The following is a 24,854-nucleotide window of genomic DNA, read 5'->3' as shown; positions in this document are numbered from 1 at the left end:
CGGGCCTGACGGTACAGCGGGTCTTGATCGGCCGTCTCCCCCTGTGGACAACGGCCTGTGGACAACTCCCTGTCCCCTGGTCAGACGGCCACGGCCTCTTCCATCTCCTCTTCCCTCTCCTCCTCCGCCGCCCTCTCCTCGTCCGCCGCCTCTGCCGTCTTCTCCTCCGGCTGCCCGTGCGTGGAGGACGGGGCTGTCCGGGCGGCGGCGAGGGCGGTCCGCTGGGCCTCGGTGCGGCCGGCGAGGGTGACGAGGAGGACTCCCGCGAGGAACCAGAGGACGAGGACGAGGACGTTGCCGCCGAGGCCGTGGCCGTCGAAGTAGACGTGGCCGCGGATGCCTTCGACGAGGCCGGCGCCGTTCCAGAAGGCGTGCAGGGAGCCGAAGAAGCCGGGCTGGAGCTCGGGGCGGTAGATGCCGCCGGAGCTGGTGAAGTTGAGCATGACGAAGAGGACCATCACGCCGAGCGTGGTCCAGCGGCGGAGGTAGGTGTGGAGGCCGATGCCGATGAGGAGGATGCCGGCGGCGTAGAGCCAGGAGAGCGCCCAGACGCCCGCGAGTCCGTGGTCGACGAGGTGGAAGACGGGTCCGGCGAAGAGCGTGCCGATGAGGCTGACGACGAGGGACGTGCCGGCGGCGAGCAGGGCGCGGACGCGCATGGGGAGGGCGGCTCCGGCGGCGCCGATGACGGCGACGGAGGCGTACGCGCCGATGCTGACGGCGACGAGCAGGAAGAAGACGCCCTGGCCGGTGGGGTCGCCGGAGGCGGTGGGGGCGAGGTCGGTGACCTTCAGGGGGGCGTCCTGGCCGGCGGCGACCCGGGTGAAGACCTTCTCGACGGCCATCGCGCTGGTGTCGGAGGAGGCGGAGGCGACGAGGAGCTCGGGGTGGTCGCCGGGGATGTAGGCGCCGTAGCTGTCCTGCCGCGCGAGGGCGGTGGCGGCGGTGGCGCGGTCGGGGACGGTGCGGACGTCGAGGGCGCCGGCGGCCTCGTCCTGGAGGGTCTGGGCGAGGACCTGGGTGGTGGGCCCGGAGCCGACGATGTCGACGCGCAGGTCGTGGGGCTCGGGGGCGTGGAAGGCCCCGAGGTAGGCGAGGCCCATGCCGAGGCACATGAGCAGGGGTGTCAGGAGGTGCCCGAGGACGTGCCGCAGGGCGCCGGTTGTGGGGTTCGGTCCGCTGGACACGGTGACCTCCGAAGACATTCGTTGGCTTTTACAACTAAAGAACTGTTGTACTATACAACCGAAAGCCCGCACAGGGCGACCGCGCCAAGGGAGCCCCCATGTCCGACGCCGGCACCGAAGCGACGCCCGCCACCGCGCACGAACCCCCGCACGAACCTCCGCGTGAACCTCCGCGCGAGGCATCCGTGGACGTCATCCAGCGCGAGCTGACGGCCTTCGCGCGCCGGGCCCGCGCCGCGGCGGCCCGCGTGCACCCGGAGATCCCGCTCGTCTCGTACACGCTCCTCTCCCACATCGCGGAGCGGAGCGGCTGTCGCGCCACGGATCTCGCGGCGCACTACCTTCTGGACAAGTCGACGGTCAGCCGTCAGCTGGGGGGCCTGGAGAAGCTGGGCCTGGTGGAGCGACGGCCCGCCCCCGAGGACCACCGCGTCCAGGTGCTGCACCCGACGGAGGCCGGTCTCACGGTGCTCGCCACCGCCCAGGCCAACCGTCTCGCCGCCTACCAGGAGCGCCTTAAGGACTGGTCCGGCGAGGACCTGGCCCGCTTCGCCGACTACCTCCTGCGCTACAACGCCGAAGGCCCCGCCGGCCTCCCCGACCCCCGCTGACCCACCTCGCGCACCCTCCCGGGGAAAACCTCCGCCCCCTCGGCCCTACAGCCCCGCGTCCCGGGCGAGGAGGGCCGCCTGGACCCGGTTCTCGCACTGGAGCTTGGCGAGGATGCGGCTGACGTAGGTCTTCACGGTCCCCTCGCTCATGTGCAGCCGGCGGCCCGCGTCGGCGTTGGAGAGGCCTTCGCCGAGGACGGCCAGCACCTCCCGCTCCTTCTCGCCGAGCGCGGCGATCCGCCCCCGGGCCTCCTCGGCGCGGGCGGTCTCGCGGCCGGAGGCGAGCTGTTCGACGACGTGCCGGGTGGCCGCCGGCGAGAGGTAGGCGTCGCCCGCGGCGGCGGCGCGGACCGCTCCGATCAGCTCGGCGGGGGCGGTGTCCTTCAGCAGGAAGCCGGCGCTGCCGTGCTCCAGGGCCCGCAGGACGTTCTCCCGCTCGCCGAAGGTGGTCAGGACGATCACCCGCGCCGCCGGTGCGGCCCTGCGCAGCTCGGGGAGGGCGGAGAGCCCGTCGAGGACGGGCATCTGGATGTCGAGGAGCACGACGTCGGCGGCGTGCGCGCGGGCCGCGTCGACGGCCTCGCGGCCGTTCGCCGCCTCCGCGACCACGTGGATGTCCGGGTCGGAGTTGAGGATCATCCGGATCCCCGCCCGGATCAGCGGTTCGTCGTCGGCGACCACGACCTTGACGGCCGGCCCGGTCCGCCCGACCCGCTCGGTCCACCCGGACCGCCCCGCCCGCTCTGCCGGCATCGTGCCTCCCCCACGCCTTCGGTACGGGTCGTCGTGGCGCTACTGCCTGACGACGTACGACTTCTTCTCGATCAGCTTGCCGTCCCTGAAGCAGAACCGGAAAACCGGGTCCTCCTCGAACTCGTCGCCCATCTCGGTGGAGAGCACGACGAGGCAGTCGGCGCCTTCGGGTCTGGCGGGCCCGCCCTTGTCCTTGATGCCCAGGACGGCGAGGGAGTCGGCGTCGGGCAGCGCGGCCCTGACGTCCGCCTCGGCCGTTCCGATCTCGATCGAGGCGTACTTCCCGGGGGTGACCATGTCGTCCTGGAAGGTTCCGACGAGGTGGTAGAGCCCGAAGCCTCCCGCGACGAGGAGGACGACGAGCGCCGCGAAGGCGATGCCGCAGCCGAGCGCCACGGATGCTCCGGTGCTGCGGGTCTTTCCCCCGTGCAGTGCCATCGCCAACTCCCGTTCCGTGAAAGTCCAGTCGGGCTTTCCGACCGGTACGGAACGACCTTGTCCGCCGAAGGGCCTCGTCGACTGCTGCCGGAAGTCGTCGGCCGCATCGACCAAAGACGCGGATTCGCCGACCGGCGCGGAGCCGTACGGGAGCATCCCGGCGACCCGGAAGCCTCCGCCGTCGGCGGGGCCCGCGTGGCACATGCCGCCGACGAGGCGGGCCCGTTCGACCAGTCCGGCCAGGCCCTGTCCGCCGCTGACGACCCCTTCCGCGGGGCCGTCGGCCGGCTCCTCGTTGAAGATCTCGACGACGAACGTGTCGGGCTCGTAGCGCAGTTCGACGCTGATCGGGGCACCGGGGGCGTACTTGTAGGCGTTGGTGAGCGCCTCCTGGGCCATGCGGTACGCGGCGTGCCCGGCGGCCGGCTCCAGGGGCCGCTCGGCGCCGCTGCGCCGCAGTGCGACCGTGGTCCCGGCGGCGCGCGCGGAGGCGACGAGTCCTTCGATGCCGGCGATCCCGCGGGCCGCCCGGCCGGTCTCGTCCCCCGCGGTCACCGGGCCGGTGTCGGGGTCGGGTGCCTCGGTGCCGTCCCGGAGTATGCCGACGACCTCCCGCAGTTCGTGCATGGCGGTCACGGACGCGTTGCGGAGGACGCCGACGACCTCGCGCTGCCGGTCCGTGAGCTCGCGGTCGACCTCCAGGGCGCCGGTCTGGACGGCGATCAGGGCGAGTTGGTGGCCGAGGCTGTCGTGCATGTCCTGGGCGATGCGCTGCCGCTCGCGCAGCCGCGCGTTCCGGCCGATCATCGCCCGCTCGCTCACGAGCCGTACGTTCCGCTCCTGGAGGGCGTGGAGGAGGGTGCGGCGCTGGGCCCAGTAACGGTGCGCGAGCCCGGGAGCGAGGGTGGTGCCCAGGTAGTAGAGGGTCGCCATGAAGGCGAGGGTGAGCAGCCGCTGGCGGTCCCAGCTGACGATGAGGGTGCAGCCGACGTTGAGCACGTAGGCCGCGACGAAGGCGTGCAGGGCCCGGCCGACGCCGGCGATGTGGCCGCCGGCGGACCAGCCGAGGACGAGCAGCAGCGCGCCGAGGCCGGGGACGGCGGGGGAGAGCGCGGCGGTGACGACGAGCACGCTGGCGGGGAACCGGCGGCGCAGCAGCGACAGTACGGCCGCGGCGACGGCGACCACGACGAGCTGCCAGCCCTCGCCTCCGAGCAGTTCCTCGGTGCCGGCGGCGAGCAGGGCGACGACGGCGGTGAGGGCGGCCTCGCCGACCGTCCTGCGCCGTGACCACTCCCCGGCGGGCGCGAGCCATCTCCACGCGGCGGCAGTCCTGGCCCGGATCCCGCGCCGGTCCCCCGCCTTCTCGGCTTCCGCCGGTCCGACGGCCGGCTTCCCTACTTCCGCCTGTCCGACGGCAGCCCTCCCGGCTTCCGTCCCTCCGACGGCCGTCTGCCCGGCCGCCGTTCCCGCCCTCGTCGTTTCCACGCTCGCACCCTAGGCAGCGGCGTCGCCTCGCGGCGTCCCTCTTTCGTCGCGGCCCGGAACGACGAAAGGCAGGATGTCGATGGCCCCGGACAACGCGGAAGCCCCGTAGGTCTGAGACCTACGGGGCTTCCGTCTGGTGCGCGAGGGGGGAGTTGAACCCCCACGCCCTTTCGGGCACTGGAACCTGAATCCAGCGCGTCTGCCTATTCCGCCACCCGCGCATTGGGTGGTCTCCCTGCCCTCTCACCTTTTCGGTGGGAGCGCCTGGCGACATCTGAAGATTAGCACGTCGGAGACGGTGGATTCACATCCGTTGTTTCGGCCCCCCGCGAGCAGAACAGAGGAGTAGGGGGAGAGCACACCGCCACCCCTCCGGAGCGACCGCGCGGAGGAACCGACCGAGAGAGCGGGCGAGTGACCACGAAGCAGGCCGTCATGGCGCAGGCCGTCATGGCGCAGGCCGCCACGGGGCAGGTCGTCACGACGCTGCCCGCCACGGGGCGGACCGTCACGAGGCGGACCGGCGGCGGAGAGACCCCGGGGGAGAGGACCCCAGAAGAGCAGGCGAGGAACCCTCCTCGCCTCCCTCGCCGCTTCCCTCCCCCCTCTCCTCTCGCCCCTCTTCCCCACCTCCCTCCCCGCCACCTCCCCTCACTCCTCCACACCTCCCTCCTTCCCACCCCCACCACAGAGGGGGGGAGAAGTACGGAGAAGAAGGAGAGAAGGGACACAGGGGAAAGAGGGGAGAGATGGGAGAGACGGGGGAGAAGCGGGAGGTTGCGGCGCCGGCCGCCTTGATCGACGCGCTCGCTCCGGCCCTCCGCCCCTCCTGTCGGACAGCCTCGTGCGGGACACTGTCCACAGGCCCCCTCTACGATCCCTGGGGGGAGGGCCTGTGAGAGGTGACACTCGTCCACAGGGCAGAGAAGGGGAACCAGCCGATTTCCCGACGCGTGGATACGATCAGTAAGCAGTACCAGGACGGCAACGACGGAGGAGGTGCCCCATGGGAGTCCTGAAGCGTTTCGAGCAGCGTCTCGAAGGTCTGGTCAACGGCACCTTCGCCAAGGTGTTCAAGTCCGAGGTCCAGCCGGTCGAGATCGCCGGCGCGCTCCAGCGCGAGTGCGACAACAACGCGCAGATCTGGAACCGCGAGCGGACCGTCGTCCCCAACGACTTCATCGTGGAGCTCAGCGCGCCCGACTACGAGCGCCTGAGCCCCTACTCGGGACAGCTGGGCGACGAGCTCGCCGGGCTGGTCCGGGACTACGCCAAGCAGCAGCGGTACACCTTCATGGGCCCGATCAAGGTCCACCTGGAGAAGGCCGACGACCTCGACACCGGTCTGTACCGGGTGCGCAGCCGTACGCTCGCGTCGAGCACGTCCCAGCCGCAGCCGCACGGCGGGCAGCAGCACGGCGGGCAGCAGCACCAGCCCCATCAGCAGCAGGGACAGGGCCAGGGCGGCTACGGGTACCCCCCGCAGGGGCCCCCGCCCGGCGCTCCGCCGATGCCTCCGTCGCCTCCGGGCGGCGGCGCGGGCCAGCGGCCCGCCGGCGGCCGTCCCCCGGCGTCCGGCGGTACCCAGGTGCGCCGCTGGATCGAGATCAACGGCAACCGCCACCAGATCTCCCGCCAGACCCTGGTCCTCGGCCGCAGCACCGACGCGGACGTGAGGATCGACGATCCCGGCGTGTCCCGCCGGCACTGCGAGATCCGGACCGGAACGCCCTCGACGATCCAGGATCTCGGATCCACCAACGGCATCGTGGTGGACGGGCAGCACACCACCCGCGCTACGCTCCGCGACGGCTCGCGGATCGTCGTGGGCAGCACCACCATCGTTTACCGGCAAGCCGAAGGGTGAAGCGGGGGCAATGTCAGAGCTGACCCTGACGGTCATGCGGTTGGGTTTCCTGGCCGTTCTGTGGCTGTTCGTCATCGTGGCCGTCCAGGTCATCCGTAGTGACCTGTTCGGCACGCGGGTGACCCAGCGCGGTTCGCGTCGCCAGGAGGCGCGTCCCCAGCAGAGCGGGCGCCAGCAGGCCGCTCCGCCGCAGCAGCGGGGTGCGCAGCAGGCGCCGCAGCCGGCCGGCGGCGGCCGGTCGCGGCGCGGCGCGCCGACGAAGCTGGTCGTCTCCGAGGGCACCCTCACCGGCACCACCGTCGCCCTCCAGGGCCAGACGATCACGCTGGGGCGGGCGCACGACTCGACGATCGTGCTGGACGACGACTACGCGTCCAGCCGGCACGCCCGGATCTACCCCGACCGGGACGGCCAGTGGATCGTCGAGGACCTCGGGTCCACGAACGGCACGTACCTCGACCGGACCCGCCTCACCACCCCGACGCCGATTCCGCTGGGGGCGCCGATCCGCATCGGCAAGACCGTCATCGAGCTGCGGAAGTAGTACGACAATGAGCGAGCTGACCGGAGCGACCGGAGGGTGGGCAGTGTGGGTCGAGACCGGCTGTACCCCGATGCAGCGGCGACAGGGCAGGTGGGCATGAGTCTGTCCCTGCGATTCGCCGCGGGCTCGCACAAGGGCATGATCCGCGAGGGGAACGAGGACTCCGGTTACGCCGGTCCCCGTCTCCTCGCGATCGCCGACGGCATGGGCGGCCAGGCCGCCGGCGAGGTCGCCTCCTCCGAGGTGATCTCGACGCTCGTCGTCCTCGACGACGACATCCCGGGTTCCGACATCCTCACCTCGCTGGGCACGGCGGTGCAGCGCGCCAACGACCAGCTCCGGATGATGGTCGAGGAGGACCCGCAGCTGGAGGGCATGGGCACCACGCTCACCGCCCTGCTGTGGACCGGGCAGCGCCTCGGCCTCGTGCACGTCGGCGACTCCCGCGCGTACCTGCTGCGCGACGGCGTCCTGACGCAGATCACCCAGGACCACACCTGGGTCCAGCGGCTCGTGGACGAGGGCCGGATCACCGAGGAGGAGGCCACCACCCACCCGCAGCGTTCGCTCCTGATGCGCGCGCTCGGCAGTGGCGACCACGTCGAGCCCGACCTGTCCATCCGTGAGGTCCGTGCCGGCGACCGGTACCTGATCTGCTCCGACGGCCTGTCCGGAGTGGTCTCGCACCAGACCCTCGAGGACACCCTCGCCAGCTACCAGGGCCCGCAGGAGACCGTGCAGGAGCTGATCCAGCTCGCGCTGCGCGGCGGCGGCCCCGACAACATCACGGTGATCGTCGCCGACGTCCTCGACGTCGACGGCGGCGACACCCTCGCCGGCCACCTCAGCGACACCCCCGTCGTCGTCGGCGCGGTCGCCGAGAACCAGCAGCAGCTGAACGACGGCGGCGCGATGCAGACCCCGGCCGGCCGTGCCTCCGGGCTCGGCCGCACCGCCCCGCACCACCAGCCGCCCGCCGGCGGCTTCGGCCCGCCCGGCAGCGGCGACGACCACGGGTACGGCGGGCCGCCGCACGGCGCCTTCGACTCGTACGACGAGGAGGACTTCGTCAAGCCGCGCCGCAAGCGGCGGTGGATCGGGCGCACCCTGATCCTCGTCCTCGCGCTCGGCGTCCTCGGCGGCGGCGCGTACGGCGGCTGGCGGTGGACCCAGACCCAGTACTTCGTGGGCTCCAACGCCGAGCACGTGGCGCTGTACCGGGGCATCAGCCAGGACCTCGCCTGGGTGAAGCTCTCGGAGGTCGAGAAGGACCACCCCGAGATCGAACTCAAGTACCTCCCCGCCTACCAGCGGAAGCAGGTCGAGGACACGATCGCGGGCGGCAGCCTCGCCAAGGCCCAGACGAAGATCTCCGAGCTGGCCGTGCAGGCCTCGGCCTGCAAGAAGACCGAAGAGCGCCGCGTGGCCAAGGAGAAGGCCGACAAGGAGAAGGCGGCCGAGAAGCCGGCCGACGGCGCCGAAGCCAAGCCCGAATCCAAGCCCACCACAGCCGCTCCGACCCCGGGTCCCACCCTCACCGCGGAGGAGCAGAAGCTGGCCTCGAACTGCGGCAAGCAGTAAGCACCCGTAGGGGGCCTTTCACCACCATGAGCGTTGTCACCAACACGACCACCATCGGCGCGATCGAGGCGCCGAGCCGCCGCAACACCGAGCTGGCGCTGCTCGCCTTCGCCGTCGCGATCCCGGTGTTCGCGTACCTCAACGTGGGGCTCGCGCTGGATGGCGAAGTGCCCTCCGGCATGCTCGGCTACGGACTCGGCCTGGCGCTTCTCGCGACCGTCGCCCACCTCGTCGTACGCAAGTGGGCGCCGTACGCGGACCCGCTGCTGCTGCCGCTGGCGACCCTGCTCAACGGCATGGGCCTGGTGCTGATCTGGCGGCTGGACCAGTCGCCGCGGCTGATCTCGCTGGCGAAGCGCAGCTACGGGGCGTTCAGCCCGTCCGCGCCGAACCAGATGATGTACTCGGCGATCGGCATCGCCATGTTCGTGGGCGTGCTGCTGCTGCTCAAGGACCACCGGGTCCTGCAGCGCTACACGTACATCTCCATGGTGGTGGCGCTCGTGCTGCTGCTGCTGCCGCTGGTCCCCGGGCTCGGCACGGACGTCTTCGGCGCCAAGATCTGGATCCGGATCGGCGGCTTCTCGATCCAGCCCGGTGAGTTCGCCAAGCTCGTCCTCGCCGTCTTCTTCTCCGGCTACCTGATGGTGAAGAGGGACGCGCTGGCCCTGGCCAGCCGCCGCTTCATGGGGCTCTACCTGCCGCGCGGCCGTGACCTCGGCCCGATCCTGACGATCTGGGCGGTCAGCCTCCTCATCCTGGTCTTCGAGAACGACCTCGGCACCTCGCTGCTGTTCTTCGGCATGTTCGTGATCATGCTGTACGTGGCGACCGAGCGGACCAGCTGGATCGTCATGGGTCTGCTGATGGCCGTCGCGGGCGCGGTGGTCGTCGGTTCGACCGCCAGTCACGTGCAGTCCCGCGTGGCGGCCTGGCTCGACCCCTTCGAGTGCCTCAAGACGGCCCCCGAGGGCTCGAACATGGCGTACGCCTGTGACCAGATGACGCAGGTGCTGATGTCCTTCGGCTCCGGCGGCATCCTCGGCACCGGCCTCGGTCAGGGCAACTCCGACCTCATCCAGTTCGCCGCCAACTCCGACTTCATCTTCGCCACCGTCGGCGAGGAGCTCGGCCTGACCGGCGTCATGGTCTTCCTGCTGCTGTACGGCCTGATCATCGAGCGCGGCATCCGCACCTCCCTCGCCGCCCGCGACCCCTTCGGCAAGCTGCTCGCGATGGGCCTCTCCGGCGCCTTCGCGCTGCAGATCTTCGTCGTGGCCGGCGGTGTGATGGGCCTCATCCCGCTCACCGGCATGACGATGCCGTTCCTCGCGTACGGCGGTTCGTCCGTGATCGCCAACTGGGCCCTGATCGGCATCCTGATCCGGATCAGCGACACCGCGCGCCGTCCGGCGCCCTCCCCCGCACCGAATCCCGACGCCGAGATGACCCAGGTGGTCCGTCCGTGAACAAGCCGCTGCGCCGGGTCGCGATCTTCTGCGGCCTGCTCGTCCTCGCCCTGCTCCTGCGCGACAACTGGCTCCAGTTCGTCCGTGCCGACGAGCTGAACGCCAACCCCAAGAACCGGCGCATCCAGATCGAGCGCTACTCGAACGAGCGCGGCAACATCATCGTCGACGGACAGCCGATCACCGGCTCCGTCGACTCGGGCGACAAGTTCTACAAGTTCAAGCGGACCTACGTGGACGGCCCCATGTGGGCCCCGGTGACCGGCTACGCCTCGCAGGCGTACGACGCCAACCAGATCGAGAAGATCGAGGACGGCATCCTCACCGGCAACGACGACCGGCTCTTCTTCGACCGCACGCTCGCCATGTTCACCGGCGAGAAGAAGAAGGGCGGCGACGTCGTCACGACCCTCAACGGCGCCGCGCAGAAGGCCGCCTTCGAGGGCCTGGGCAACAACACGGGCGCCGTCGTCGCGATCGAGCCGTCGACCGGCAAGATCCTGGCGCTCGCGTCCACCCCGTCGTACGACCCGGCCTCCTTCGCCGGCTACTCCGACAAGGACGAGAAGGCCTGGGTCGGCCTGGAGAAGGACAAGAACAAGCCGAAGCAGAACCGCGCCCTGCGCGAGATCTACCCGCCCGGCTCCGTGTTCAAGGTCGTGACGGCCGCCGCCGCGCTGGAGTCCGGCAAGGTCAAGGACATCGACGCGTCGACGGACACACCCGAGGGCTGGAAGATCCCGCTCTCCACGCTGCCGATGAAGAACCACTCGGGCGGCTGCGCCAACGCCAGCCTCAACGAGGCGCTGCGGGTCTCCTGCAACTCGGTCTTCGCCAAGCTCGGTGACGACGTCGGCGTCGAGAAGATGAACGAGATGGCGGAGAAGTTCGGCTTCAACGCCGAGCAGTTCACGCCGGTCCGCTCCGCCGCGTCGGTCTACGACAAGAACGCCGACCGAGGTGGCAACGCGCTCTCCTCGATCGGTCAGTTCAACACCGCGACCACCCCGCTCCAGATGGCGATGGTCACGGCGGCGATCGCGAACGACGGCAAGCTGATGAAGCCGTACATGGTCGACCAGCTGCGCGCGCCGAACCTGGACGTGATCAAGCAGAACGAGCCGGAGCAGATGAGCCAGCCCGTCTCGCCGGAGAACGCCCAGAAGCTCCAGGCCATGATGGAGAACGTCGTCGCCAAGGGCACCGGCGCCAAGGCCGACCTGAACATGAGCGGCGTGAAGGTCGGCGGCAAGACGGGTACCGCGCAGCACGGCGAGAAGAACGCCAAGCGGCCCTACGCCTGGTTCATCTCGTACGCCAAGACGGACAAGGGTTCCCCGGTCGCCGTCGCCGTGATCGTCGAGGACGCCGAGGGCGTCGGCCGTGAGGACATCAGCGGTGGCGGTCTCGCCGCACCGATCGCGAAGGCGGTCATGAAGGCCGTTCTGAAGAGCCGCGGCTGATCTTGCGAAGGGCCGGTGCCCGCCAGGTACCGGTCGGGTATCAGCTGCCCTCCGCGCGCGGTACGGCTCTTCGGGGCCGGTACCGTATGCGCGGACAGCACACACCGCCGGACCACCCCAGGGTGCGGTCGGGACAGACGGAGAGGGCTGGATTAGCTATGGAAGAGCCGCGTCGCCTCGGCGGCCGGTACGAGCTGGGCTCGGTGCTCGGCCGTGGTGGCATGGCCGAGGTGTACCTCGCCCAGGACACCCGGCTCGGTCGCACCGTCGCCGTGAAGACGCTGCGGGCCGACCTGGCCCGTGACCCGTCCTTCCAGGCCCGGTTCCGCCGCGAGGCACAGTCCGCCGCCTCCCTGAACCACCCGGCGATCGTCGCCGTCTACGACACCGGCGAGGACTACGTCGACGGGGTCTCCATCCCGTACATCGTCATGGAGTACGTCGACGGCTCGACCCTTCGCGAGCTGCTGCACTCGGGCCGCAAGCTGCTTCCCGAGCGCACGCTGGAGATGACGGTCGGCATCCTGCAGGCGCTGGAGTACTCGCACCGCGCCGGCATCGTGCACCGCGACATCAAGCCCGCGAACGTGATGCTGACCCGCACCGGCCAGGTCAAGGTCATGGACTTCGGCATCGCGCGCGCCATGGGCGACGCGGGCATGACCATGACGCAGACCGCCGCGGTCATCGGCACCGCCCAGTACCTCTCCCCGGAGCAGGCCAAGGGCGAGCAGGTCGACGCCCGCTCCGACCTGTACTCCACCGGCTGCCTGCTGTACGAACTCCTCACCGTCCGGCCGCCGTTCATCGGCGACTCCCCCGTGGCCGTCGCCTACCAGCACGTCCGCGAAGAGCCGCAGCAGCCGAGCAACTTCGACGCCGAGATCACGCCTGAGATGGACGCCATCGTCCTCAAGGCCCTGGTCAAGGACCCCGACTACCGCTACCAGTCCGCCGACGAGATGCGCGCGGACATCGAGGCGTGCCTGGACGGGCAGCCGGTGGCGGCCGCCGCCGCGATGGGCATGGCGGCCCCGGCGTACAGCGGCTACGGCTACCCGCCGGACGACCAGCCGACCACGGCGCTGCGGCAGACCGACCCGGTCGGCCAGACCTCGATGATGCCTCCGGTCCCGCCGGACGGCGGGGGCTACGGCGGGTACGACGGCTACGACGACCGCCCGGACCGCCGGCGCGGCGGCCAGAAGAAGTCGAACGCCTCGACGATCCTGCTGGCCCTCTGCGGCGTCCTGGTGCTTGTCGGCGCGATCTTCATCGCCCGCTACCTCATGGACACCAACGACACCCCGCAGCAGACGCTGGTGCCGCCGCTCGTCGGGCAGACGATGCCCGAGGCGCAGAAGTCCGCGCTCAACGCCCAGGTGAAGGTCCAGGAGGCGGGCAAGGAGCGTTGCGACCAGCCCACCGGTGCGATCTGCCGCCAGGACCCGGTCGCCGACGGCGCCGGCAAGATGGAGGTCGACGGCACCATCCAGGTGTGGGTCTCCGAGGGCGCGCCGCTCGTGGAGGTCCCCGACGTCCAGGAGCAGTCGCTCCAGCGGGCGAAGGAGACCCTGGAGGGCAAGGGCTTCAAGGTCAAGGTCGAGGAGGAGGAGTCCGAGGAGGACCCCGGCACCGTGCTGCGGCAGGACCCGCAGAACGGCACCAAGGCCGAGAAGAGCTCCACGGTGACCCTCACCGTCGCCAAGCAGAAGCTGACGCAGCTGCCGCCGGTGACGAACCGCGACGTGAGCCTGGCGCTCCAGCAGCTGACCGGCCTCGGCTTCACCAACGTGAAGCAGGAGGAGGTCGACAGCGACCAGCCCAAGGGCATGGTGGTGGAGCAGACCCCGGCGGGTCCGAGCAACCAGCCGCTGACCGTCGAGATCGTCCTGAAGGTCTCCAAGGGCCCGGCGCAGGCCCAGATCGTGATCCCGGCGGACATCGTCGGCAAGTCGCTCAAGGAGGTCCGGGACAACCTCCAGGGCCAGGGCGTCACGGTCGTCGTGGTCGGTGTCGACAAGGACGACGCCCAGGTGCGCCAGTCGCTCCCGGCCCCCGGCACGCCGGTCAAGCAGGGCGACACGGTCACCCTGGTCACCATGGACAACAACGGCGGGCAGCAGCCCAACGGCGGAAACAACGGTGACAACGGCGACAACAGCGGCAACATCGGCGGCTGGTTCGACTGACGCCCGCCCGCTCCTGAGCAGGAAATGGCCCCGGAATCACTGATTCCGGGGCCATTCCTTTATAAAGCGACACATCAATCGATCCGGCTATTTACCTGAATAAATTCAGCCGGGGAAAATCGCCCCACCGGCCGAAGCAGAACGGCGATACACTCAGGCGTTTCAGCGGATCACCCTTGAACCATGCCATGAGGAGAAAAAAGAGATGCGTGTCGGAAAAGCACTTGCCGCGGGTTTCGTGGCTTTCGGCGCCGTGGTGGTATCGGCCGGTACGGCCTCGGCGGCCCCCGCTTACGACTGCCTTTTCGACGAGGTGTGCCTCTACTACAGCTCCAGTTCGTACGGATACGGCGCCTACTTCGCACAGAGTGGCAGCATTTCCGACTACTCGGGCTACTACTTCAAGGCCGGTGACAACGGCAGCACCGGTGCCGGCGTCTCGGTGAAGAACAACGCCGCCGCGGTGGACAACCGGGCGACGCCGCGGAACTTCTACCTCTACTACAACAGCAACTACGACTGCCGGGTCGCCTGCGTCACGGTCTCGCCGGGCACCCTCATCAACCTTTCCGAGCCGCTGAAGAACGACAACGCGTCGGGCAAGCTCGGCCCGTCCCAGGTCGGCTGACACCCCCTGGCACCCGCGGTGGGCGCCCGGCCGTCACCCCGGCCGGGCGCCCACCGCCCCGCACTCCATCGCCCCGCACTCCGCACTCCCGCACCCCCGTACCGAAAGAGATCGCCCAGGTGTCTCGCCGCGCGTTCCGTACCGCCGCCTCCCTGATCGTCCTGCCGCTGCTCGTGGCCGGCTGCGCGGGGAACGGGGCAGAGACCGGCGCCGAGCGCCCCGGGACCGCCGGCACGGCGGCTCGTGACGGCGCGCGGACCCCGCCCCCCGTCCGCTCCGTGCCGGTCCTCGACTCCGCGAACGACAAGCCGCTGCCGCTGGATCCGTACCTGGTGAATCCGGGCCAGTTCACGGCCCTCAGCCAGGCGTACGCGAAGTCCCTCGCCCGCTGCATGGCGCGCTTCGGCTTCGACCACGTGCCGCCGCTCGAATCCCCGGGCCCCCGGGACAGCGACGCTCCCGTCACGCGGATGGACGGCCGCTACGGAAGCCAGAACGCCCGGCTGATGGCCACCTGGGGATACCACCCCGAAGGGGGGATTCCCGCGGAAGGGGCTTCTTCCGCGGCGCCCACCCGGTCGGTGAGTCCGGAGATGGTCGCCGCCGGGCGCGGCACGTCCGACCCCCAGAAGGCTTTCGGTCCGGGCGGCCAGGTCGTCAACGGACGGACCGTGCCGTATCACGGCTGCATGGGCGAGAGCTTCAAGGAATTGACCGGAAGCGCGGACGGCGCGCTGTACGACCCGCAGATCGCCATCGACCTGAAAATGCGGACGCTGAACGAATCCCAGCAGGACGGACGGACCCGGGCGGTGTTCGCCGAGTGGTCGCGGTGCATGAAAAGCAGGGGTTTCGCCTACCCGGACCCGCTGGCGGCGGGCGGCGACCCGGCCTGGCGGAGGACGCCCCGGCCCACGGCCCGGGAACTGCGGGTGGCGACGGCCGACGCCGCCTGTCGGCACGAGCACAACGTGGTGGGCGTCTGGTACGCGGTGGACCACGCGTACCAGGAGAAGGCACTCGCCGAGAACGCGGCCGCCATGGCCGAGGTGCGAAAAGGCCTGGAATTCAGGATGCGAGCCGCGAACGAGCTGCTTCAGGGCGAGCGGTCGTGAATTCGGACGTACCGGTGCGCGGGCCCTCACGCCGACCATTCACGACAACTCCCGGCGATATGTGTCACCGACCCCGCCCAAACACTTGGGACCTGTGACGCTCAACACCCCGGCATCTATCACGACATAGGCGCTACGGACTTCTTGAGCCATTGCGGCGGCGACCCGCCCACGCCAAGATCATCAACCCCAAAGGCTCTTCACGACCGGAGTTGGCATGCGCCGAATATTCTCTGTTCTCACCGGAATTCTCCTGCTTCTGGCCGGCAGCTTCGTCATGGCGCCCTCGGCCTCCGCCGCCGCGACCGGCGCCTACGGCTGCGGCGGCAGCCAGATCGACTCGTACCAGGTCAAGACCACGGGCGGCAGCGTCTACGGCAACGTCTACCTGTACTACGACGCCTCGACCGGCAAGAACTGTGCGGTCAACGTGGCGACGGCGGCCGGCGGGTACGGCACCCCCACCTTCAAGTTCGTGATGATCGTGAAGTGTGTCGCCGGCACCACGGCGGGCTCCACCTGCGTCCAGGACACCTACGTCCAGGACCCGTCCACCACGGGCATCACCTACAGCCAGTACGCGGGCCCGGTCAGCATCTCCGCGGCCGGCCGGTGCATCTCGGTGACCGGCATCAACAGCCTCACCAGCGGCCCGAGCTCCTCGCAGGCTTCGTTCAACAGCAAGGCCACCCACTGCGGATAGTGGCGCGATCCACGACGGCCCGGCGGTTCTCCGCCGGGCCGTCGTGCGTCCGTCCGCCGTCCCTCGGCCGTCGGCCGCGCCTCAGCGCAGCTCCGCCGGGGGCGTCCGCTCGGCGTCGACCTTCTCCGTGCGGGCCAGCTCTCCCCAGACGATGTACCGGTAGTCCGAGGTGTACATGGGGGTGCAGGTGGTGAGGGTGATGTACCGGCCGGGCTCGGTCCTGCCGGACTCCTCGGGGACCTGCTGGAGGACGTCCACGTTGTACTTCGTGGTCTCCGGGAGCGTCTTGTAGACCTTGTAGACGTACCAGGTGTCCTTGGACTCGAAGACGATCGGATCGCCGTTCTTCAGCTTGTGGATGTTGTGGAACTTGGCCCCGTGGCCGTCCCGGTGCGCGGCGAGCGTGAAGTTGCCCTGCTTGTCCTGCGGGAGCGCCGACTTGATCGGGTCCGTGTAGTAGCCGGCGACCCCGTTGTTGAGGACGGTGCTGCCCGTGCCCTGCTTGACGAGGATCTCGTCGCCGCCGAAGGCGGGCACGTGGAGGAAGCCGAGGCCGCCCTTGGTGTCGAGCGCGCCGGGGCCCGGATCGGCCCACTCGCCGCGGACCTGCGCGCCCTCCTTGTCGGCGGCGCGGTCGGCGAGGACGTTCGTCCACCACAGCGAGTAGACGACGAAGAGTCCGAGCACGAGGCCGGCTGTGATGAGGAGTTCACCGAAGACGCTGATGAGCCCGGCGATCCGGTTGCGCGCACGTGACACTGGGTCGGCCCTCGTCCCTTCTGGAGGTGTGGGGTCTCAGCCTACGAGCGCGGTCGGCTTTCCCTTGCTGCGAGGGCGTTCCTCGACCAGCTTTCCCCAGACGATCATGCGGTAGGTGCTGGTGAACTCGGGCGTGCAGGTGGTCAGGGTGATGTAGCGGCCCGGCCCGGTGAAGCCGGAGCCCTTGGGGACGGGGTCGATGACCGCGATGTTCGAGGGCGCGGTCTGCGGGAGGATGCTCGCCATCTCGTAGGTGTAGTAGGCGTCCTGGGTCTCGACCACGATCGGGTCGCCGGGCTTGAGGCGGTTGATGTAGCGGAACGGCTCGCCGTGGGTGTTGCGGTGGCCCGCGACCGCGAAGTTGCCCTGCTTGTCGGCGGGCATGGCGGTCTTGAGTTTGCCCTCGCCGTAGTGGCCGACCATGCCCTTGTCGAGGACCTTGGGCTTGCTGATGCCCTCGGCGACGGGGACGACGACGTCCAGCTTGGGGATGTGCATGATGGCGAAGCCCTCGCCGGGGGCGAAGACGTCGGGTTTGCTCTCGCCCTTGGCCCAGGTGTCCTCGATCTTCTCCTTGGCCTGGTTGGTCTCCTGGCCGGCGAGGACGTTGGTCCACCACAGCTGGTAGGCGACGAAGAGGAGCATGACGACGCCGAGGGTGATGAACAGCTCGCCGACGACGACGCCGACGCTGTCCTTGGCCGCCTTGGCCTCCCGGGCGGCACGCCGCGCCTCCACCCGTGAGAGGGGCCGCTCGGCGGGGGCCCCGCGGTCCGGGCCAGGTCCCGTACGGCCCTTGCCGCGGCCCTGCTTCGCGGCGGCCCGGCGGCGCTCGGCCCGTCCCGGCCCGGGAAGGGGCTCCACGGGCGCCGGGGCCTCCTCGGAGACCTGGGGCAGCTCCCGGGTCCCCTCGGCCCCGTACGGCTCGCGTACGGGCTCGTACGCGGCCTCCTGCGGCGCCGGGTACGGGGCCTCCGCCCGCGGGACGTCCGCGTACGGTGCCTGCTCGTGCCGGGCCTCCTCGTACGGGGCCTGCGCGTGCCCTGCCCCCGCGTACGGGGCCTCGTGGACGGGAGTCGCGGTCTCGTAGCCGTACGCGGTGCCGGGGTCGTAGACGTACGGGGTGCCGGCGCCGGTCTCGTACGGCTGCTCGGCCGGGTAGGGGTACGGGCCGCCCTGCTGCGGTGCCTGGCCGTACGGGGCCTGCTGCTCGTAGCCGTACGGGTCCCCCTGCTCGTGGCCGTACGCGTCCCGCCGCTCGTGTTCGTACGGGCCGGGTCCGTGCTCCGGGGGTATCGGCTCGGCGCCGGGCTGCTCGGAGGCCCGGAACCACGGCGAGCCCGTGGTCACGCGACGGCCTTGCCCACCACCGGCGCGAGCCCCGCCGACCGGCCGACCGCTCCCTCGTCTCCGCACTGCTTCAGCCAGTTGGCGAGCATCAGGTGGCCGTGCTCGGTGAGCACCGACTCCGGGTGGAACTGGACGCCCTCGACGGGCAGTTCGCGGTGGCGGAGGCCCATGATGATGCCGTCCTCGGTCCGCGCGGTCACCTCGAGCTCGGCCGGCAGGACGGCCGGCTCGGCGGCGAGCGAGTGGTAGCGGGTGGCCGTGAACGGCGAGGGGAGGCCTGCGAAGACGCCCTTGCCCTCGTGGACGACGGGCGAGGTCTTGCCGTGCAGCAGCTCGGGGGCGCGGTCGACGACGCCGCCGTAGGCCACGGCCATCGACTGCATGCCGAGGCAGACGCCGAAGACCGGCACCCCGGTGGCGGCGCAGTGGCGCACCATGTCGATGCAGACGCCGGCCTGCTCGGGGGCGCCGGGGCCGGGCGACAGCAGCACGCCGTCGAAGCCGTCCTGGGCGTGGCTCAGCTCCACCTCGTCGTTGCGGAGCACCTCGCACTCGGCACCGAGCTGGTAGAGGTACTGCACGAGGTTGAAGACGAAGCTGTCGTAGTTGTCGACGACGAGAATGCGCGCGCTCACTGGCCGTCCACCGTCACATCGTTGAACGGAAGCAGCGGCTCCGCCCAGGGGAACACGTACTGGAAGAGGACGTAGACGGTCCCGAGGACCAGTGCGAGGGAGATCAGCGCCCGCACGAACGCGTTCCCCGGCAGATGCCGCCAGATCCAGCCGTACATGACGTCGTCGCCCCTTCCGTTCGTTACGGGCACCAGAGTACGGGTCGGGGGCTCCGTCGGGGGGAAGCTGTCCGAACCCTGTGGACGAGGACCCGCGGACGGCCCGCGCGGCCGGGCTACGCGGCGGGCCTGGCGTGGTGGAGGTCGACCGCGCCGGTGTAGCCGGGCAGGGTCACGTCCTTGTGGTCGTCGACCTTCCAGCCGAGCCCGTAGGCCTTCACGTACAGCTGGTAGTTCTGGAGCGCCGGGGAGTCGGCGAGGGCCTTGTCGAGCTTCCCCCGGTCACCGATGGCGGTGATCTTGTAGGGGGGCGAGTAGACGCGGCCCTGGAGGATCAGGGTGTTGCCGACGCAGCGGACGGCGCTGGTGGAGATGAGCCGCTGGTCCATGACCCTGATGCCCTCGGCGCCGCCCTCCCAGAGGGCGTTGACGACGGCCTGGAGGTCCTGCTGGTGGATGACCAGGTCGTTGGCCTGCGGCTCCGGGTAGCCGGGCGCGGCCTGGGCTCCGGGCGGGGCGTCGTTCAGGGTGACGGTGAGGCCGGGGCCGGAGATCTCGGTGGTGCCGGCGGCGGTCTCCAGGGCCTTCAGCCGGCGGTCCTCGGCGGCCGTCGAGCCGTCGTCGCGGGCCGCGAGGGTGTCGACCTCGCCGCGCAGGGCGGCGGTGGACTCGTCGAGGCCGGCGTTCTTGTGGCTGCGTTCCTCGATGAGGTCGGAGAGCCTCAGCAGGGAGGCGTCCGTGCGGATGTTGGTGCCCTTCGCGGTGTTGAAGCTGGTCACGAAGAGCAGTCCCGCGAGGGCGAAGACGGCGAGGGTGAGGAGCCGGACGGGGCGCCAGCGAGTGGCCTTGCCCGGTCCGGCGGGGGGTTCGCCCGGAGTGCCGGCGGAATTGCTCAACGTACCCTGATCCCCTTCTGCGCCGCGGAACCACTACGCTAACGGACGCCCGGGGGGCGCAGTCGACCTGCTACGTCACATCCCGGCGACAGCCACAGTTCCCTGCGCGGTCACGCAGCGCATCGACAGGAGAGTCCCTCGTGCCGAAGTCACGGATCCGCAAGAAGGCCGACTACACGCCCCCGCCGGCGAAGCAGGCCACCAACATCAAGCTGACGAACCGCAGCTGGGTCGCCCCGGTGATGCTGGCCCTGTTCGCCATCGGTCTGGTGTGGATCGTGGTCTTCTACGTCACCGACGGTTCGCTTCCGATCGAGTCGATCCGGAACTGGAACATCGTGGTCGGCTTCGGTTTCATCGCCGCCGGGTTCGGTGTCTCCACACAGTGGAAGTGAGCGTCTTAGCGGCGCTTAGCGGGTCCGCCCGTCTGCCGTCAAGCTCACCCCAGAGTTTATCCACAGCGTTGTGCACAGCACTGGATAACTTACGAAGATCTGTGGATAACCCACGCCGGATTGACGCCGGTATGACTGCGATCACTTGTCCACAGCGGGCTGGAGCCCCCTGCCTCCCGGGAGAAATCCCAGGTCAGAGGCAGGGGGCTCGGTCATGCCCCGCAGGGTGGGGAGAACTCGCCACACACTGTGGATAACTTTGGGGAAAGCTCACGTCCCCAGCTCGTCCACAGCCGTTCGCGCTCAGGTGAGCGCGAAGGTCCGGGCCGTCACGACCCCCACGTCGATCAGCAGCAGCAGTCCACAGGCGCCGTACTGGATCAGCTCCCGACGGGACCGGGGCGCCTGCACGAGCGCGTACGTCACCAGCACTCCGGCCACCAGTCCACCGACGTGCGCCTCCCAGGAGATCCCCGGACGGGTGAACGTCATCAGCAGGGAGAGCGCCACGAAGAGGACCACCGGCCGCATGTCGTGACGCCGCCGGCGGGCCAGCACCACCCAGGCGCCGATGAGGCCGTAGACGATCCCCGAGGCGCCCAGCGAGGGCTGGTTCGGGGCGGCGACCACATAGGCGAGGACCGAGCCGGAGAGGCCGGAAAGCAGGCACAGCAGCGCGTACCGGGACCGGCCCAGCTCGGGCTCGACGATCCCGCCGATCACCCACAGGCCGATCAGGTTGAAGAGGATGTGCCACGGCTCCTGGTGCAGGACCGTGGCGGTGAGCAGCCGGTACCACTCGCCGTCCGCGACCCCGACGACCTCCCCGAGCAGCGGGTTGAACGCGTACCCGATCAGCACGAGCTCGTCGACGAACCGGTCGCCGAGGATCAGCACCAGGCCGTAGACCAGGACGCAGATCCCGATGAGGACCTTGGTCACCAGCCGGTCGTCGGTCCTGACCCGGCCGCCCGCGAGCGTCCTGGCCTGGTTGGCGTCGGCCGCGTGCCCGGTGCCCGAGCCGCTGCGGACGCAGTCGGGGCACTGGAAGCCGACGGAGGCGGAGATCATGCACTCCGGGCAGATGGGCTTCTCGCAGCGGGTGCAGCGGATGCCCGTCTCGGTGCCGGGATGGCGGTAGCAGTGCGGCGGTCCGGACTGGGTGTCCATGCGCGGGGTCCCGTCCTTCCCGGTCAGCGCTGCTCGATCACCACGGACTCGACCACGACGTCCGTCAGCGGCCGCTGGGTCTGCGCGTCGGTGGGGACCTTCGCGATGGCGTCCACGACGGCCCGGCTCTTCGCGTCCACGACCTCGCCGAAGATGGTGTGCTTGCGGTTGAGCCAGGTCGCGGGGCCGACCGTGATGAAGAACTGCGAGCCGTTGGTGCCCGGCCCGGCGTTGGCCATCGCCAGCAGGTACGGCCGGTCGAACCACAGCTCGGGGTGGAACTCGTCCGGGAACTCGTACCCGGGGCCGCCCGTGCCGGTGCCCAGCGGGTCGCCGCCCTGGATCATGAAGTCGCCGATGACCCGGTGGAAGACCGTGCCGTCGTAGAGGGGGCCGCTGGAGACCTCCCCGGTGCCCGGATGGGTCCACTCGCGGCCGCCCGAGGCGAGCTCGGTGAAGTTCCGCACCGTCTTCGGCGCGTGGAACGGCAGCAGGCGCACCTCGATGTCGCCCGCGCTGGTCTTGAGGATCGCGTACGGCATGGCCACGGTCCGCCATCCCTCCCTGGTCGTGCGTCACACCGCGGAACGGATCGCCTCACGCGTCCGCGGCCCTGGCGAGTCGATCCTCGCATGCCGGACCGGCCCCGAACGGCCCGCCCGCGTCCCCCGCATGCCCCGGATGCCAGCCCCGCATGCCGGACTTCGTTCCGGCAGGCATGATGCCGAAAAGGATGGAAAGGTGAAAAACCGACATCGCTCGCCACCGAGGAGGAGGAACCCGTGACTCGCATGGACAGCGTGCGCGCCGCTACGGATTCGGCGAAGGAAAGCGTCCTGCACGCCGCGGACGTGGTGGCGCCGTACGCCGGCACGGCCAAGGACCAGGCCGCGCACTATGCGCACGAGGCGCGGGCGCGTCTCGCACCCAAGGTGTCGAGTGCCGCTCGGCAGGCACGCGCGCAGGCGCGTGTGCAGTACGCGGCGTACGTGGCACCGCACGTGCCGCCGCGGGTCGACGACGCCGCGCATCGCGCTGCGGCTCGGACCCGCTCGGTCGCCCATCAGGTGGCCAACTACACCGTTCCGCGTGTCGAGCACGCGGTCGCCGCGACCGGTCCCGTCCTGGGGGAGGCCGGGTCGCGTTCCACTGCCGCCTGGGCCGCGCTGCGCGGTCAGGTGACGCCGGACGACGTCCGGAAGATCGTGAGGAAGCAGGAGCGCCGGGCCAGGGCCGGGCGTCTCGTCAAGGGTCTCGCCGTGCTCGGGCTGCTGGTCGGCGGCGCGTTCGCCGCCTGGAAGTGGTGGGACAGGCAGGCCAACCCGGACTGGCTGGTCGAGCCGCCGGCGCCCACGGAGATGGACGAGGGCTCGGGCATGCCGTCCGCGTCGGGCGTCCCGGGCGTTCAGTCCGAGGCCGGTACGCGGGTGGTCGAGGAGTCCCGGGGCGTCGTGGAGGCCGAGACCGGGAACGGGAGCACGGCCGGGATCGAGCCGGTGCCGGAGACCGAGCCCACGGAGCCCGACGACCGCCGCTGACCCGGGGCAGGCCCGTTCGAGCCGTCCTCCGGTCCGTCCGACCCGGTGGTCTCGTCCGGTCCGTTCGGTCCGTTCCCCTGGAGCGGGCCGTCCGGTCCGTTCGTCCGGTGGTCCGTGACGGGCGGGGCGGGGTGCGGGGTGGGAGGCGTCATGCTCTCTCCCCGCACCCTAGGCGGCCGTCGCGAGCGCGAGCCGCGTCAGCGCGGCCGGGTCGCTCGCGAGCGGCGTCGTCGTGGCGGCGCGGAGGGAGCGGGAGGCGGGCGAGGAACCGTGCGCCTCGGCGCCGATGCGCTGCTTGATCGTGGGCGGCAGCGAGCCGCGGCGGACGGGCGCCCACGGCTCCGCCTGCCTCTGTGCCACGACGGTGGCGGCGCGCTCCCCGGTCGTACGGGCGAGGGGCGCGGCCGGCTCCTCCGGCTGGGTCACGGGGGCCTGGCCGTGGGCGGCGGCGGGGGCCGCCAGGCCGACGGAGGCGAACAGGGCGAAGAGGACGGAGATGAAGGCGGTCCAGAACTGCTTGACCTTGGCGGTGGCCATGGCCCCTCACTTTCGGGAGTGCGGCTCGACGGGTGCGTACGGAAAGGGATCCCCGCACTTCTCGAACGGCTTCGTCCGAGTTGCGCGCTTTACATACCTTTCTCATGATGTGTACGCACACCGGGATCCGGCGGAGCGACGCCGCGACCGCGCAGTTCTTCCGATCAACACCACCCGTCCGGGTCAACGCCCGGACGGCGCCCCTAGCTCAGCCGGCGCTTGAGGTACCCGCTGAGCGGGGTCTCGACCAGGCGGTACACCAGGTACGAGAGCACCAGCATCCCGGCCGTCGTCGCCCCGACGAGGACCCACGGCTGGACGCCCCGGGCCGAGAAGTGGCCGAAGATCTCCCAGCCGATGAACTCGTGCAGCAGGTAGAGGGGATACGTCAGCGCCCCCGCGACCGGCAGCCACCGCCACTGGACCCCGGACAGCTTCCCGGTCGCGATCAGCGCCATGAGGCCGAAGATGACGGCGAGGACCGCGATCACCGGCCAGCGGGCCTGCGCCCCGGGGTGGGTGAGGTGCTCGAAGTTCTCCACGGTGGCCGCGAGGGAGGCGCAGAAGGAGAAGCCGACGATGCCGAAGAGCAGCAGGTTCGGTCGGAAGCGGTACATCAGGTAGAACGCCATGCCGGCGATGAAGAACCAGCTGTGCTCGGGCATGACCAGCATCCGCAGCGGCCCGGGACCGGCCTCGGCCACGAGCAGCGAGGCCGCGCCCCAGGCGCAGCAGAAGAGGACCACCCGCTGGTAGGTGAGCCCGATCCGGACCAGGACGGCGAAGAGCAGGTAGAAGCGGATCTCCGCGAAGAGCGTCCAGTAGACCGCGTCGACGGGCCGGACCCCGAGCGGCTCCTGGAGCATGGTCAGGTTGGTGAGGACGTCGTACCCGGGGAGCCGCTCCCGCTCGCCCGGGATCAGGGCGAGGGTGACCGTGGTCGCGAGGACCGCGAACCAGTAGGCCGGGTAGAGCCGCACCACGCGGGAGACGAAGAACGCCTTCAGCGGCCGGCCCCAGGCGCTCATGCAGATGACGAAGCCGCTGATCACGAAGAAGAACTGGACGCCGAGGTAGCCGTACGACGAGAAGCGGGAGACCTCGGGGAAGACCTCCCAGGCGGGCCGGTTCCAGGCCGCGGAGCCCAGCGCCGTGTAGTGGTAGGCGACGACCATGAGCGCGGCGCCGAGGCGGAGCCCGTCGAGGACGTACAGCCGCCCCCGCTTGCGCGGGGCGGGCGACGGGGAGGCCGGCGGGGCGGGCGACGGGGCCGCGGCCGTGACGGACGGCGGCGCCTGGCTCGCTGTCCGGTCCGCGGACTGCACCAGGTTCGACACTCGGGAAGACCCCCACCTCGACATCGCCTTCGCGCCACCT

24 protein-coding genes and 1 tRNA gene are annotated in these 24,854 nt (G+C 70.5%); 12 read left to right on the top strand and 13 right to left on the bottom strand.

Features of this window, described 5'->3' with window-relative positions; genetic code table 11:
- Nucleotides 1-80: 80 nt before the first annotated feature.
- On the bottom strand, nt 81-1,187 hold the full coding sequence (locus IE321_RS02115; protein ID WP_444545383.1) for an ABC-2 transporter permease: 1,107 nt from the start codon (nt 1,185-1,187) through the stop codon (nt 81-83).
- A 98-nt stretch (nt 1,188-1,285) separates the two neighbouring features.
- On the opposite strand from IE321_RS02115, the gene IE321_RS02110 reads away from it, so the two are divergent.
- On the top strand, nt 1,286-1,798 hold the full coding sequence (locus IE321_RS02110; RefSeq protein WP_190221491.1) for a MarR family winged helix-turn-helix transcriptional regulator: 513 nt from the start codon (nt 1,286-1,288) through the stop codon (nt 1,796-1,798).
- Nucleotides 1,799-1,843: 45 nt separating this feature from the next.
- Here the strand turns inward: IE321_RS02110 and IE321_RS02105 are convergent, their stop codons facing one another.
- From IE321_RS02105 to IE321_RS02095, 3 genes are all read right to left on the bottom strand, one after another.
- The gene (locus IE321_RS02105; protein WP_190221490.1) at nt 1,844-2,551 is read right to left on the bottom strand and encodes a response regulator; all 708 of its coding nucleotides are present in this window, start codon (nt 2,549-2,551) and stop codon (nt 1,844-1,846) included.
- Between the two features lie 39 nt (nt 2,552-2,590).
- The gene (locus IE321_RS02100) at nt 2,591-4,333 is read right to left on the bottom strand and encodes a sensor histidine kinase (protein ID WP_190221515.1); all 1,743 of its coding nucleotides are present in this window, start codon (nt 4,331-4,333) and stop codon (nt 2,591-2,593) included.
- A 278-nt stretch (nt 4,334-4,611) separates the two neighbouring features.
- Nucleotides 4,612-4,698 (bottom strand) — tRNA-Leu (locus IE321_RS02095).
- 785 nt (nt 4,699-5,483) lie between these two features.
- Between IE321_RS02095 and IE321_RS02090 the strand changes: the two genes are divergently transcribed.
- From IE321_RS02090 to IE321_RS02050, 9 genes are all read left to right on the top strand, one after another.
- Complete coding sequence (locus IE321_RS02090) at nt 5,484-6,344, top strand: FHA domain-containing protein (protein ID WP_043222788.1); 861 nt, start codon at nt 5,484-5,486, stop codon at nt 6,342-6,344.
- Nucleotides 6,345-6,354: 10 nt separating this feature from the next.
- Entirely contained in the window at nt 6,355-6,888 is a 534-nt protein-coding gene (locus IE321_RS02085) for an FHA domain-containing protein FhaB/FipA (RefSeq protein ID WP_190221489.1), read from the top strand.
- A gap of 96 nt (nt 6,889-6,984) precedes the next feature.
- The gene (locus IE321_RS02080; RefSeq protein ID WP_043222784.1) at nt 6,985-8,469 is read left to right on the top strand and encodes a Stp1/IreP family PP2C-type Ser/Thr phosphatase; all 1,485 of its coding nucleotides are present in this window, start codon (nt 6,985-6,987) and stop codon (nt 8,467-8,469) included.
- A gap of 26 nt (nt 8,470-8,495) precedes the next feature.
- Nucleotides 8,496-9,938, top strand: a complete 1,443-nt coding sequence (locus IE321_RS02075) for an FtsW/RodA/SpoVE family cell cycle protein (protein ID WP_043222782.1) — start codon at nt 8,496-8,498, stop codon at nt 9,936-9,938.
- On the top strand, nt 9,935-11,401 hold the full coding sequence (locus IE321_RS02070) for a peptidoglycan D,D-transpeptidase FtsI family protein (RefSeq protein WP_043222781.1): 1,467 nt from the start codon (nt 9,935-9,937) through the stop codon (nt 11,399-11,401). Before IE321_RS02075 ends, IE321_RS02070 begins: the two co-directional genes overlap by 4 nt.
- Nucleotides 11,402-11,559: 158 nt before the next feature.
- A complete protein-coding gene (pknB, locus tag IE321_RS02065) occupies nt 11,560-13,593 on the top strand; it encodes a Stk1 family PASTA domain-containing Ser/Thr kinase (protein WP_190221488.1) in 2,034 nt (677 codons plus the stop codon).
- A gap of 253 nt (nt 13,594-13,846) precedes the next feature.
- A complete protein-coding gene (locus tag IE321_RS02060; RefSeq protein ID WP_226652163.1) occupies nt 13,847-14,221 on the top strand; it encodes a hypothetical protein in 375 nt (124 codons plus the stop codon).
- 119 nt (nt 14,222-14,340) lie between these two features.
- Nucleotides 14,341-15,336 carry a hypothetical protein gene (locus IE321_RS02055; protein ID WP_190221486.1) on the top strand — a complete coding sequence of 332 codons (996 nt, stop codon included), beginning with the start codon at nt 14,341-14,343 and terminating at the stop codon, nt 15,334-15,336.
- Nucleotides 15,337-15,553: 217 nt separating this feature from the next.
- Nucleotides 15,554-16,039 carry a hypothetical protein gene (locus tag IE321_RS02050; RefSeq protein WP_190221485.1) on the top strand — a complete coding sequence of 162 codons (486 nt, stop codon included), beginning with the start codon at nt 15,554-15,556 and terminating at the stop codon, nt 16,037-16,039.
- Between the two features lie 81 nt (nt 16,040-16,120).
- On the opposite strand, the gene IE321_RS02045 is transcribed toward IE321_RS02050, so the two are convergent.
- From IE321_RS02045 to IE321_RS02025, 5 genes are all read right to left on the bottom strand, one after another.
- A complete protein-coding gene (locus tag IE321_RS02045) occupies nt 16,121-16,798 on the bottom strand; it encodes a class E sortase (RefSeq protein ID WP_043222775.1) in 678 nt (225 codons plus the stop codon).
- A 36-nt stretch (nt 16,799-16,834) separates the two neighbouring features.
- The gene (locus tag IE321_RS02040) at nt 16,835-18,148 is read right to left on the bottom strand and encodes a class E sortase (protein ID WP_190221484.1); all 1,314 of its coding nucleotides are present in this window, start codon (nt 18,146-18,148) and stop codon (nt 16,835-16,837) included.
- Nucleotides 18,145-18,783: an aminodeoxychorismate/anthranilate synthase component II gene (locus IE321_RS02035; RefSeq protein ID WP_190221483.1), complete on the bottom strand. Its 639-nt coding sequence runs from the start codon at nt 18,781-18,783 to the stop codon at nt 18,145-18,147. Before IE321_RS02035 ends, IE321_RS02040 begins: the two co-directional genes overlap by 4 nt.
- Nucleotides 18,780-18,974, bottom strand: a complete 195-nt coding sequence (locus IE321_RS02030; RefSeq protein WP_158983227.1) for a hypothetical protein — start codon at nt 18,972-18,974, stop codon at nt 18,780-18,782. Before IE321_RS02030 ends, IE321_RS02035 begins: the two co-directional genes overlap by 4 nt.
- Nucleotides 18,975-19,057: 83 nt before the next feature.
- Entirely contained in the window at nt 19,058-19,837 is a 780-nt protein-coding gene (locus IE321_RS02025; RefSeq protein ID WP_190221482.1) for a DUF881 domain-containing protein, read from the bottom strand.
- 140 nt (nt 19,838-19,977) lie between these two features.
- Here IE321_RS02025 and crgA point away from each other — a divergent pair, with 140 nt between their 5' ends.
- Nucleotides 19,978-20,232 carry a cell division protein CrgA gene (gene crgA / locus IE321_RS02020; RefSeq protein ID WP_043222763.1) on the top strand — a complete coding sequence of 85 codons (255 nt, stop codon included), beginning with the start codon at nt 19,978-19,980 and terminating at the stop codon, nt 20,230-20,232.
- Nucleotides 20,233-20,535: 303 nt separating this feature from the next.
- Here crgA and IE321_RS02015 read toward each other — a convergent pair whose 3' ends face one another.
- Entirely contained in the window at nt 20,536-21,402 is an 867-nt protein-coding gene (locus IE321_RS02015) for a rhomboid family intramembrane serine protease (protein WP_043222758.1), read from the bottom strand.
- 23 nt (nt 21,403-21,425) lie between these two features.
- A complete protein-coding gene (locus IE321_RS02010) occupies nt 21,426-21,944 on the bottom strand; it encodes a peptidylprolyl isomerase (protein ID WP_043222755.1) in 519 nt (172 codons plus the stop codon).
- Between the two features lie 240 nt (nt 21,945-22,184).
- On the opposite strand from IE321_RS02010, the gene IE321_RS02005 reads away from it, so the two are divergent.
- The gene (locus tag IE321_RS02005) at nt 22,185-22,940 is read left to right on the top strand and encodes a DUF5324 family protein (protein ID WP_190221481.1); all 756 of its coding nucleotides are present in this window, start codon (nt 22,185-22,187) and stop codon (nt 22,938-22,940) included.
- Between the two features lie 168 nt (nt 22,941-23,108).
- Here the strand turns inward: IE321_RS02005 and IE321_RS02000 are convergent, their stop codons facing one another.
- A complete protein-coding gene (locus tag IE321_RS02000) occupies nt 23,109-23,477 on the bottom strand; it encodes a DUF6344 domain-containing protein (protein ID WP_190221480.1) in 369 nt (122 codons plus the stop codon).
- A 203-nt stretch (nt 23,478-23,680) separates the two neighbouring features.
- Nucleotides 23,681-24,814: an acyltransferase family protein gene (locus IE321_RS01995; protein ID WP_226652165.1), complete on the bottom strand. Its 1,134-nt coding sequence runs from the start codon at nt 24,812-24,814 to the stop codon at nt 23,681-23,683.
- Nucleotides 24,815-24,854: the final 40 nt, after the last annotated feature.

The sequence above is a fragment of the Streptomyces hydrogenans genome, from assembly GCF_014656075.1.
Lineage (GTDB): Bacteria > Actinomycetota > Actinomycetes > Streptomycetales > Streptomycetaceae > Streptomyces > Streptomyces hydrogenans.
The sequence above is the reverse complement of the archived record's forward strand: the minus strand, read 5'-3'. Positions and strand labels throughout refer to the sequence as shown.

Coding starts and splice junctions, on each gene's coding strand:
- IE321_RS02110 (WP_190221491.1), top strand. CDS start 1,286: ATGTCCGACGCCGGCACCGAAGCGACGCCCGCCACCGCGCACGAACCC.
- IE321_RS02105 (WP_190221490.1), bottom strand. CDS start 2,551: ATGCCGGCAGAGCGGGCGGGGCGGTCCGGGTGGACCGAGCGGGTCGGG.
- IE321_RS02090 (WP_043222788.1), top strand. CDS start 5,484: ATGGGAGTCCTGAAGCGTTTCGAGCAGCGTCTCGAAGGTCTGGTCAAC.
- IE321_RS02085 (WP_190221489.1), top strand. CDS start 6,355: ATGTCAGAGCTGACCCTGACGGTCATGCGGTTGGGTTTCCTGGCCGTT.
- IE321_RS02080 (WP_043222784.1), top strand. CDS start 6,985: ATGAGTCTGTCCCTGCGATTCGCCGCGGGCTCGCACAAGGGCATGATC.
- IE321_RS02075 (WP_043222782.1), top strand. CDS start 8,496: ATGAGCGTTGTCACCAACACGACCACCATCGGCGCGATCGAGGCGCCG.
- pknB (WP_190221488.1), top strand. CDS start 11,560: ATGGAAGAGCCGCGTCGCCTCGGCGGCCGGTACGAGCTGGGCTCGGTG.
- IE321_RS02050 (WP_190221485.1), top strand. CDS start 15,554: ATGCGCCGAATATTCTCTGTTCTCACCGGAATTCTCCTGCTTCTGGCC.
- IE321_RS02015 (WP_043222758.1), bottom strand. CDS start 21,402: ATGGACACCCAGTCCGGACCGCCGCACTGCTACCGCCATCCCGGCACC.
- IE321_RS02010 (WP_043222755.1), bottom strand. CDS start 21,944: ATGCCGTACGCGATCCTCAAGACCAGCGCGGGCGACATCGAGGTGCGC.
- IE321_RS02000 (WP_190221480.1), bottom strand. CDS start 23,477: ATGGCCACCGCCAAGGTCAAGCAGTTCTGGACCGCCTTCATCTCCGTC.